Origin of the sequence: Microcoleus sp., assembly GCF_049646505.1 — a bacterium.
Classification (GTDB): domain Bacteria; phylum Cyanobacteriota; class Cyanobacteriia; order Cyanobacteriales; family Microcoleaceae; genus Microcoleus.
In genome coordinates, this window is the sequence record NZ_JBARVX010000113.1 from 17,571 (window position 1) to 27,886 (window position 10,316).

Sequence of the window (10,316 nt, forward strand, 5' to 3'; positions counted from 1 at the left end):
TCTGTTCCACTCTTAGTTAAAATCCATTGTGGGGTGGGGGACAAGAGTCTTCTCAAAGTCCCCCGACATAAGGGGGATGTAGGGGGACTAGACTCGACGACAAGGGACGATTCGGGTGTCACGCCTACCCGACAAGACGGGGAATTGTTTTTTGACAGATAATTCATATACCGCAACAGCTTAACAGCTAACCGCCCAAAAAATCTTCGCCACAAGTAGATTTTATAATTACGTCGGATAAATTATCGCACACAATATAACTCCTAATTCCCAAAGGGCGGCAGATCGAGTAACTGGTTTTTTGAAGGTGGAAGTTGGGCGGAATTTCGATCGGATCGATCGGGATTTTGGCGGATTTCGATCGCAGTTTCGCCGGGATTTGCAGTGCGGGTAGGTACTATTTCTAGAGAATATGCTGGTGTTTCCATTTTGGTAGTAGGAACAGTTTGTGCTTTGGTGAGCAAGTCAACGGCATCTCCGAGGGCGGTAGTTAAATTTCTGCTAGTCTCGGCGTGACGGGCTTCTTCTTGTTTGAGGGCTTGGGTGAGTTGTTTAATTTGTTCGATCGCCCGATCGCGCTCTTGGAGAACTTCTGCTAACTTAGTTTTAAGTTGCTCAACTGTTTGCAGTTGTGCGACTTCCTGCTCGCGAGCAACTCCAGCACCGTCATCGTCGGCTACAATCGGGTAAAAATTTTGTAAATCTTCTATTTGTGCTGACAAAGCATCAACGCTTTGCTGAGTTAATTTAGCATCATTCCGGCGCTGCTCGGCTTCAGTATTGTAAAGTTGGCGCCACTGAGCCGCACTTTCACCTGCTTCGTCGCGATCGCGCGAAACCTCCGTTAACTGCTGTTGCAGCCGCTTAATTTCATCTAACCACTGTCTGACATCCTGCTGAGACATATTATTAATTTGAGATTAAAGAATTGAAGCCTTGGGAATTGGTAATTGGTAATTGCGAATTGGGGGAGCATCCAGATTTTCTAAAAAGCATTTTTCACTTTGTGCAAGCTTCCCGTTTGCTTGCATAAATATCTAACCGCGAACTCTCCAAAGCTGACTGCTGTGAAAGTTGGCCGTTACCCCGGATCTATTTTCCATTTTCACCTTTCCCCTTTCCTGTGCCCTATGAACATTTATTACTGGTTGCGCTACCTGATTTTAGCTTTGTTTAAGGCGCTTTTAAAGAAGCTTCGAGCCATCAAGAAAAAGTTTAGCGATTTTTTAGTGTTTTGTCGGTGTTTGACTTGGGGCACGCTTAAGGAAGTCGGCGTGAAAGCGGGAGAGCAGCGGTTGCCGGGGCTGTCTGCGGAAATGGCCTACAATTCTATACTGGCCTTGTTTCCGGGGCTGTTGGCTGTGTTGTCGGCGATCGCCCTTTTTGAACCTTTGCAGTCAACACTGTATCAAATCGCCGGTCTTTTGGGCGAGGTAATACCCGATGACGTTCGCAATTTGATTCGCGGCTTAATCAAAGAAATTTTGTTAACTCGCAATAAAGGGCTGTTTTCAGTAAGCTTTGTGGCATCGCTTTGGGCATTTTCTGGAGTCATGAGCGCGGCAATGGCAGCTCTCGATCGCATCCATCAAATCCCGAACGAGCGAAGTCGATCTTTTGTGAAAGCAAAACTTATTTCTATTTTTCTGAGTATGGGTACAATTGTGCTGTTAATTATAGCATCGGGAGCCGTATTTGTCAGCGACTTAATTGTACGAGTTGTTGCCCGCCAGAGCTGCCTGCTGGAGTCCGTCGCCAATTGCGATTTAAAAGATGTCCAAAATTGCTTGATGCTTGTCGGCAATTGCCCTTTAGAGTCGCAACTATTAGCTGTTTGGGGCCTGTGGCGGTGGCCGATTGCTTTAGGGATTGTATCAGTTGCCTTTGCCTTTGTTTACCGCTACGGGCCCAGCCGCCACCAAGCCGATATTCCGATTTTTTCGGGAGCAGTTTTTGCTGCTGTTTTGTGGGCGCTATTTTCGGCTTTGTTTCGGTTTTATGTTTTGCATTTGGGCAATTTTACTTGGGCTTACGGGACGATCGGCACATTTATTGTGTTGCTGCTGTGGCTCGCTCTTTCTTCTTTGGCAATGCTGCTCGGAGCTCAGTTAAACGTGACAGTAGGAAAAGCCATGAAACTAAAATAACGGGCATTGGGCATTGGGCATTGGAGGCAGAGCCTCCTGATATGTATTCCCAGGCATACAGATCCTGGAAACAAGGATGTAACAACTAACTAATGACTAATGACTAATGACTATTATTAATTACCGGATGTCTGGTTATCGGCGCAGTAAAGTGCTGAGGATACCCGTAACAAAAGACAGAAAAATTAGTACCAAAATAACACCACCGGGAAGGAATGTCAAGAGACCAACACCTCTGAGAATCCAAACTAATAAAGTTATCCCGAAAACAGTGAAGAAGATGCGGGTTGATAATCGAAGTTGAAATCTTGAGGAATTACTCATGTTGAATCTAAAAATTTTATCTGGATCGATGATAGCTGTTTTGTTGGCGATCGGCAGTTACCTCACCTTAATCTCGATTCCCGGCGCTGCTGTGGCGCGTGGGGGCGCACATAAGCTGGGGGAAACGGCCAATGCTGCGACAAAACCTTCCTCTACAAGTGTAGCAATTAGCGATCGGGCAATTGGCGAAGCAAAAGTGGGAATGACTTTCGGACAACTGAAACAGGCTCTCGGTTCTACGGCACTGTTTAAGGTAGAGTCTCCTTTTATGGTAGACTTTGATGCTGTGGCGATTAGTCGATCGGGCAAAGTGCAGTATCGGATTATCTACCCCGCCGGTACAAAGCTCAAAGATAACGATGTCATTGAACTTCTGATGACTGACAACCCTAATTATAAAACACTTCAGGGCATCGGGCCGAGAATGACATTGAAAAAAGCAGAAGCAATTTACGGCAAGGCTACTTTATCTTATAATGTGGACAACGAAATGAGAGAAGGAGCGGTTTTTGCCAAACAACCGACTCGAAAAATTATGTTTGTTCCCAAAGCTGATGGAAAGCAATTTGCTGGAGTTTACGGTGCTGGCAAAAATGGATTTTATGAGACTAACAAATACCAGCCGAATGCTGCGATTAAGTCCGTGATGGTGCGAAAGTAAATTTAAGCGTCAGATATTAAGAGAAACTGGCGCGGATCTAATTTTCCAGCACAAGCTGTCTAGTCAGAAGAAGGCTGCCAGAAAGCTCGTACTATGCAGGGTAAAATGCGCCCCTGGCACCGGATGATATCAAATCCTCTCTTCATCGGAATAGTAAATTAACTGCTCACAGTTAACAGTTAACAGTTAATATCGTTTCCGGTTGTATCGGAATGATTTAACCACAGAGAACACAGAGAACACAGAGAGATCGGAGAGAAATGAATACAGGACGATGAAGAGAGGAATTGATATAACAGCTAACTGCTAACAGTTAACAGTTAACAGTTAACAGCTAACAGTTAACATCATGTATGAGTGCAACTGGAATTGATATGAGGTGAGTTGGGGCGCAAGTTTTGTTAGTGTTTTTTAGGGTTTTTGGGAAAAGGAATTCCCAAACTTTCGTGAAAAAGAAGCTGAGTTTTATAGGTTAAGCGGCGGTTAACTTGTTTGATGATTTTTTCCAAAAGCGCATTGCCAGTTTTTTCTATTAATGGTTGAGACATCGATCGAATAAACTTAGGAAAACAAACCCCCACAGCTAAATCTAGCTTCCACGCGGCACTGGTAATCGCAGGCGGTAGCTTCGCGCGTTCCGACGCGGGCCAATCGGCGGCAAATTCGTCAGACGGTATCTCCACTAGGTTCATTGCCGATCGAAAATCCACTTCATATCCGGGCGCGGTATAATTCGGAACCGGGATTGTCTTAATCAAATAGCAGCCTTCAGCATCCGCCGGCAGCAACTCTAAACCGATTCTCGCTTCAACTCGGTAGCCGAAAGCCCCAAAACGCCCGATTAATAGATCGTAGCCGTTTTCGCCGATCGGCTCAGCTTTCATCGGCAAAGCGCACTGACAAAACCAACTCTTGTGATTGTCCAAATGCTCAGCCACCGCAGCAGCATCGGCGTACATCTCCATGCTGTCTTCAAAATGGGCGTGAAACCAAATCGGCTCAACTTCCTCTGCTGCATCCGCACTTCCACTTTCGGGCTGTCGGAAACTCGCATCTGGGTAGCAATTTTCGTCAGAAGCTTCAACAGTAGTTTGATATTCAGCGGAATCCTGCTTCATAATATGCTCTCCTGTAATACACGCCAATCGATCGGGTTGGGGATGCGGTAAGGAAGTTTCCTCCCTACAATTGGGAAATAGATTGCAACAAAATTTACCCAAGAACAGCATAACCTGACTTATGAAAGCATTTGTAGCAGGAGCCACAGGCCAAACTGGCCGCCGAATTGTCACAGAATTGGTCAAGCGAGGCATTCCCGTGCGCGCTTTAGTCCGAAATTTGGAGACGGCCAGGCAGATTTTACCACCGGAGGCTGAGTTAGTGACAGGGGATGTATTAAATGCGACTTCTCTGCACGATGCGATCGGCGATAGTACGGTGTTGCTGTGCGCGACGGGGGCGGCCCCTGGTTTTGACCCGACAGCGCCTTACAAGGTGGATTTTGAGGGTACTAAAAATTTGGTGGAGGCCGCTAAGACTAAGGGAATTGAGCATTTTGTGCTGGTGACTTCTCTGTGCGTTTCTCAGTTTTTTCACCCGCTGAATCTGTTTTGGCTGATTCTCGTGTGGAAAAAACAGGCGGAGGAGTATTTGCAAAAAAGCGGCTTGACTTATACGATCGTCCGTCCGGGCGGTCTCAAAAATGAGGATAATTCAGATGCGATCGTCATGAGGAGTGCGGATACACTGTTTGAGAGCAGCATTCCCCGCACTAAGGTAGCTCAAGTCTGCGTGGAGGCGCTGTTTCAGCCGGCTTCTCGCAACAAGATTGTGGAAATTGTGGCGAAGCCGGATGCCCCACAAAAGAGTTTTGAGGAGTTGTTTGCCGGTGTGGTTTGATTGAATTAAGCTTGTTTGGGTTCGGTGCGTCAGGCAAAAACAACTGTTCGAGTTGAGTCAAAAATTTGGGCTGGCGCACCCTGCATCTGTGGAGTCATATCAAATCCGGTAGCATCGTCCTGTATTCATATCTCTATTCTCTCTCTCTGTGTCCTCTGTGTTCTCTGCGGTTAAATCATTCCGATGCAACCGGAAACGATATCAATCTCAAATCTTCAGTGCCCCGATCGAAAATTGAGGCTTCGCACCCTGCAGCAATTTTTCGATCGCCAAATCTGGCAAAATCTTAAGAGTTTGAGAATCCGCCATTAAAATTTCCCTCTCCCAGCATGATGAAAACTCTCAAGTGGCCAACTTGGTTCCCCTATCCGATTTCGTGGTTAAGGGCATTTGCTCTCGCTGAAAGTTTTAGTTTTGTCCTTCGCAGGGGTATTCCTGCTGTCAGCAACGAGCTCGGTTTTTTGACTCTGCTGCTGGTGGCTTGGCTGATTCAGTTACCTTTATTCTTTGTCGCTCACTTTTTAGCGGTCAATATTTTAAATCCCTTACTAATTATGCTGCCGGGCCGCAACGGGAAAGCGCGCAAGTTCAAGCGGCGGTATACTGGCATTCGATCGCACTTGCGAGAAGGCTTGAATGCTGTTGTAGTGCTTTTTTTTGCGTTTAATATGGCGCTGTTGGTGCAACTGGCGATTTTTTATTGGCCCGCGCGCGCGATCGATCCGGCTAAATTGTTCGCAGGAATCTCTAATCTCACAAATGTGGCGATTGCGGGTGAATTCGATTTCTGGCTGGTCAAATTGGCGGGGGTTTTATCGATTTTAACGCTGTTAGCTGCGCCGCTATATCAATACGATTTTCGGGTGCGCCGGCGGCGGCTGGCGAGAAAATTAGCCGAAATTGCCGACATGGAAATGACTTTGCTGGAAGCCCAGAAATGGGGGCGCGGCCAAAGCGGTTTCTTGAGGCGATCGGAAATTCAAATCCTCGGATTTATACTTTTAATCGTCGCTACGATCGGCAGCAGTGTTTTCTTGGTTGCCAATTTGCGGGGAAATTTGCCGCTTTCGCAGTCAGCAAGCGAGGTGAGACAAATGCCACCGCTGGCTATGAAAACTGGCGATCCTTACATTCGAGCTTTGATGCGTACTATTTCTGCTAGCGAGTCAAATGTTTCTCGGCCTTATCACGTTATTTACGGCGGCAAATATGTATTTGATTTGAGCCGCCATCCCGACAAATGCGTGAGAATTGTTAACGGCCCGAATCGGGGCAAGTGTACTACGGCGGCGGGCAGATATCAATTTTTGACTACAACTTGGAAGGAGAAAGCGAAGCGCTATCACGCCCGTCGCGCTACTTTTTTATTCTGGGAAGATTACAGTTTTGAACCGGAATATCAGGATGCTGTGGTTTATGCTTGGTTGAGCGATCGCAAGTTTTGGAAAGCTGATATTTCAAAAATGCTGCGGCAGGAAAGATTAACTGATGTTTTGCGGATGCTTTCGGGAACTTGGACGAGTTTGGGATATGGAATTGAGAACAATTCTATGAGTTCTAGTTTGCCGAGAGTTTACCAAAAACTGCTGCGGGAAGAGTTGGCAAATACTGGTTCTTAGGGAGTTAACTGTTGGCTGTTAACTGTTGGCTGTTGACGGTTGACTGTTGACGGTTGACTGTTGGCTGTTGGCTGTTGGCTGATGACTACTTCAATTTGGGTAAAAATGCGGTCAGACATTTGTATAATTCTAATCCCGGCCCAGTTTGTAGTGGATAAAGCCGATCGAAATTAATCGGGTTTCCCGGTGCTAATTTCCATTCGGTTTTTTGCGCTGTTTTCGGCGAAATATCGATCGCTGCTGTGATGTTCGTAATGCTGTTGTGCTGCGGGATTCCCCGAAAACAGTAGCTGTTTCCGGTGCGTTTGTCGGAGTCGCTACCGGTGATGTATTTATCTCGTTTGCGAAATTGGATTTCTCGAAAAGGTCGATCGAGCGCAAATGAGTCTCGGTAGCGATAGTCTCCATCGGGCAAATTTTGGATGTCGGGCCTGATTTGAGCTATAACGGTGGCTGCACTGAGAGTTAGCATCATTTATCTGAGTTTTTTTTTGCGAAATCAGCGATTTTGGTTCCTGCTGTCTGGGCCGCTGCGGGCGATCGGCTGAAATAACGGCCGCCTGTAACAAATTAATAAGAGTTGTTATGCAGTTTAACTCGATCCCTGCCTATCGTGAATAATTATTTCACGGTTTCATCTCTATTACAAATTTGCGTAACAATAGAAATATTGAGCAAGCCATGAGAAATCTCACGGGCGCATATCTAGAGATTAATTGAGGATGCTGCTATGTTGGGCCCGACGCGAAAAACCAAAAATTTAGGGCCGGCTGAAACCGGAGATTCGGAAATGCGAGGTTCTGTCGCCTCACGGTATCAAAGTATTGGCACGGCGCGATCGCGAGTTTACAAAGATGAGGCTTTGGTATCTGCTTCGCTGGCGGGACTGCCGGCTCTTTTGGCATCCTTGGAAAGCTTTCGCGAGTAGAGTTTGATAACTTTGATTGTTAAAAATCCGGAGTTGACTGAGTTAAACTATTGCCAGACTCCGGCAAAAATATTCTTGACTGCGATCGCAATTCGACTTAAATCTTCTTTCAGCAGCGGGGGCCAAGAAACTCCTTTGCCGAGTCCGGCTTCAAATTGCTGCAAACTTTCTACTGAGAGTAAATGCAGTGCCGAGATTAATTGCCGATCGAGCATGGGAGATTCTTGCAGGCCCTCAAACAATATTTTTAAAGCTAATAAAATAGATGTCACCTGTCCGGGTACCGGTGGCTGACCTTGTTTGAGGCGCATCAGGAAGGCATCGGGATTTTTTTTAGTTTCGAGGGCGCTTCCTTGGTCGATCAGAAAACTGCGGGCTGTTTTGTAATCCATTGGATGTGCGATCGATCTCCTGCAATTAATTAGCTGGCATTATATCATCTTTTGTCGCTCTCAACTTGCTAATATAGCAGAAAGAAGAAAAAAAGCAACTCGTTAAGCGCGCATTGTCATCTACCGTACAGCGAATTGTAGCAACGCATTTTCATGGGCCGCACAGCTTTCCGAAGGTGCGCCGCAGCGCCCCCTACAGCTACGGTTGGTAGTTATACCATTTTTCTTTCATATGTAGTATAGATAAAGTCCGAAGCCCCCCCTTAATAAGGGGGGGTTGGGGGGGGTAATATCTAGCGCTACTTTATGAAATTGGTATTATGAATAAGTTTCACAGAACAGAAAAATAAAACAATGGCAAAACGGCAGGGAAATAGTAGTATAGATAAAATCTTAGCCCCCCCTTAATAAGGGGGGGTTGGGGGGGGTAATATCTAGCGCTACTTTATAAAATTGGTATTATGAATAAGTTTTACAGAACACAACAATAAAACAATGGCAAAACGGCAGAGAAATAGTAGAAAATCCAAAATTTATCGCTACTTGTGGCTGCTTTGTTTGTGTCTGAGCTTCCTGTTAGTTCCGCTCCTCCCCAAAATATCTGCAGAAACGCCATTTCCGCCGCCCGCTCCCCTTGCAAACAATCCTAATTTGGGAGCCAGAATTCAAAGAACGATGCGGTTGCTTGCCACCAGCACTCCCACAGAACGCCGCCAAGTACGCATCCTATTTTACGGTCAATCCATCACAGAGCAAGATTGGTGGAAAGATGTAGCAAAGGATTTGAAACAGCGATTTCCCTATGCAGATTTGATTGTGGAAAATCGGGCAATCGGAGGATTTGCCGCGCCGATTTTAATCCGTCCCAGCGAACACGATTTGTATCCTTTTTATCCAGATTTGCTAATTTTTCACGTCTACGGAGGTGATGAGGATTACGAAGCGATAATTGCCAATGTCCGCAGCCGCACTGCTAGCGAAATACTCTTGCATTCAGACCACATAAACTGGTTGCCCGCAGGTGACAGCAGCGATAATCCAGATGAAGTCAAAGGATATGAATGGCACAATAGTCATTCTACAAAATGGCTGCCAGAATTGGCAGATAAATACGGCTGCGAAATCGCGGAAATTCGCGAACCTTGGCGCAGGTATTTGCAAGACAATCGCTTGCAACCAAAACAGCTATTGAGCGACAGCATTCACCTCAACGAGTGGGGAAATTTTCTGCTAGCTGCTTTGATAAAACCGCACCTGCGATACAACCCAAGTTCTGCTCAAGCGCCGCCGGATTTAGTCAAAACCTATACAGTTGGTACTGATGTTAAATGGCAAGATGGCAAGTTGGTTTTAGAGTTTGAAGGAAATCGGATAGATGCGATCGCCGATAAAACCTTCAACGGCGGCGCGATTTCTGCTAAAATTGCGATCGACGGCAAAAAACCCTCAGAATTTCCCGAACTTTACACCATCACCAGACCCAGCGCTAGTCTGGGAGTCGGTTGGCCCGCAATTCTCCAAATATCCAGTCAAAAACCGCTAATCGTCGAAGATTGGAAAGCAGTAATTACCGAAATTAACAGCGACTCCAGCAAGTTTAAATTTGACGTTATAGGTTCTAAAACAGGTTACGACGGCAGCGGTACAAACGACAAAATGTTCGTTTCAAAATCTGGCCGCATCGCCATTGAACCGAAAAACTGGTGGCTGCAAAATGCCTATGAATACTCGAAAAAACCTACACCAAAAGGCTTTGAGATTACGTGGCAAGTTAAGCCGATGTTTGTAGATTCATACATTCCGCCACAAATTGCAGATTCAAGCCGCGAATATCCTACAACATTAGCTCAAAATTTAAGCAACTCCAAACACATCCTTGAAATCATTCCTGAAACAGAAGGCACAGTTCCCATTCAAGCAATTCGAGTCTATCGCCCTCCTTACAAGCCTGAAGCAAAAAATCCCAAAAGTCCCCAAGGGGCGGGCATCTTGCCCGCCCCACAAGAAACTTGATATTTTGTGCAACAGGCATCTTTGCTCGTTACCAGGCTCTGCCTGGTAATGCAGATCCGGAGGCTCTGCCTCCTTTTGCTCGTTACCAGGCTCTGCCTGGTAATGCAGGTGCGGAGGCTCTGCCTCCTTTTACCTGGCAACTTACAGGAGAAAGGACTGTAGGAGGTGTTTAAGTTATTAATACCAATTTCATAAAGTAGCACTAGATATAGCGGTTCTCACAAAGGTGAGGTATGCTTTTAGGCCCGATGCCCGATGCTTTTAGGCCCGATGCCCGATGCTTTTAGGCCCGATGCTTTTAGGCCCGCGAGAGCACCTCATCTTTCTGAGAAA

11 protein-coding genes are annotated in these 10,316 nt (G+C 46.1%); 6 read left to right on the top strand and 5 right to left on the bottom strand.

The window, feature by feature from the left end; genetic code table 11:
* Window positions 1–263 precede the first annotated feature (263 nt).
* Window positions 264–905, bottom strand: coding sequence for a hypothetical protein (locus WBA89_RS06710; RefSeq protein ID WP_424404963.1), 642 nt, complete (start codon window positions 903–905; stop codon window positions 264–266).
* Between the two features lie 225 nt (window positions 906–1,130).
* Here WBA89_RS06710 and WBA89_RS06715 point away from each other — a divergent pair, with 225 nt between their 5' ends.
* On the top strand, window positions 1,131–2,147 hold the full coding sequence (locus tag WBA89_RS06715) for a YihY/virulence factor BrkB family protein (RefSeq protein WP_424404965.1): 1,017 nt from the start codon (window positions 1,131–1,133) through the stop codon (window positions 2,145–2,147).
* 322 nt (window positions 2,148–2,469) lie between these two features.
* Window positions 2,470–3,132 (top strand): hypothetical protein, encoded by a 663-nt coding sequence (locus WBA89_RS06720; protein ID WP_424404967.1) that lies wholly within the window; start codon window positions 2,470–2,472, stop codon window positions 3,130–3,132.
* 401 nt (window positions 3,133–3,533) lie between these two features.
* Here the strand turns inward: WBA89_RS06720 and WBA89_RS06725 are convergent, their stop codons facing one another.
* On the bottom strand, window positions 3,534–4,250 hold the full coding sequence (locus WBA89_RS06725; RefSeq protein ID WP_424404969.1) for a DUF1997 domain-containing protein: 717 nt from the start codon (window positions 4,248–4,250) through the stop codon (window positions 3,534–3,536).
* Between the two features lie 121 nt (window positions 4,251–4,371).
* Between WBA89_RS06725 and WBA89_RS06730 the strand changes: the two genes are divergently transcribed.
* Both WBA89_RS06730 and WBA89_RS06735 read left to right on the top strand, forming a co-directional pair.
* Window positions 4,372–5,031: an NAD(P)H-binding protein gene (locus WBA89_RS06730; RefSeq protein WP_424404971.1), complete on the top strand. Its 660-nt coding sequence runs from the start codon at window positions 4,372–4,374 to the stop codon at window positions 5,029–5,031.
* Between the two features lie 914 nt (window positions 5,032–5,945).
* Window positions 5,946–6,650 carry a glycoside hydrolase gene (locus WBA89_RS06735; protein ID WP_424404981.1) on the top strand — a complete coding sequence of 235 codons (705 nt, stop codon included), beginning with the start codon at window positions 5,946–5,948 and terminating at the stop codon, window positions 6,648–6,650.
* Here the strand turns inward: WBA89_RS06735 and WBA89_RS06740 are convergent.
* Together WBA89_RS06740 and WBA89_RS06745 are read right to left on the bottom strand one after the other, a co-directional pair.
* Entirely contained in the window at window positions 6,647–6,769 is a 123-nt protein-coding gene (locus WBA89_RS06740; protein ID WP_333418427.1) for a hypothetical protein, read from the bottom strand. The genes WBA89_RS06735 and WBA89_RS06740 overlap by 4 nt on opposite strands.
* A complete protein-coding gene (locus WBA89_RS06745; RefSeq protein ID WP_424404973.1) occupies window positions 6,736–7,125 on the bottom strand; it encodes a hypothetical protein in 390 nt (129 codons plus the stop codon). Before WBA89_RS06745 ends, WBA89_RS06740 begins: the two co-directional genes overlap by 34 nt.
* A gap of 255 nt (window positions 7,126–7,380) precedes the next feature.
* On the opposite strand from WBA89_RS06745, the gene WBA89_RS06750 reads away from it, so the two are divergent.
* Entirely contained in the window at window positions 7,381–7,578 is a 198-nt protein-coding gene (locus tag WBA89_RS06750) for a hypothetical protein (protein ID WP_424404975.1), read from the top strand.
* A gap of 47 nt (window positions 7,579–7,625) precedes the next feature.
* On the opposite strand, the gene WBA89_RS06755 is transcribed toward WBA89_RS06750, so the two are convergent.
* On the bottom strand, window positions 7,626–7,970 hold the full coding sequence (locus WBA89_RS06755) for a Dethiobiotin synthetase (RefSeq protein ID WP_333090667.1): 345 nt from the start codon (window positions 7,968–7,970) through the stop codon (window positions 7,626–7,628).
* A 495-nt stretch (window positions 7,971–8,465) separates the two neighbouring features.
* Between WBA89_RS06755 and WBA89_RS06760 the strand changes: the two genes are divergently transcribed.
* Window positions 8,466–9,983, top strand: a complete 1,518-nt coding sequence (locus WBA89_RS06760) for an SGNH/GDSL hydrolase family protein (protein WP_424404977.1) — start codon at window positions 8,466–8,468, stop codon at window positions 9,981–9,983.
* The last annotated feature ends 333 nt before the right edge of the window (window positions 9,984–10,316 follow it).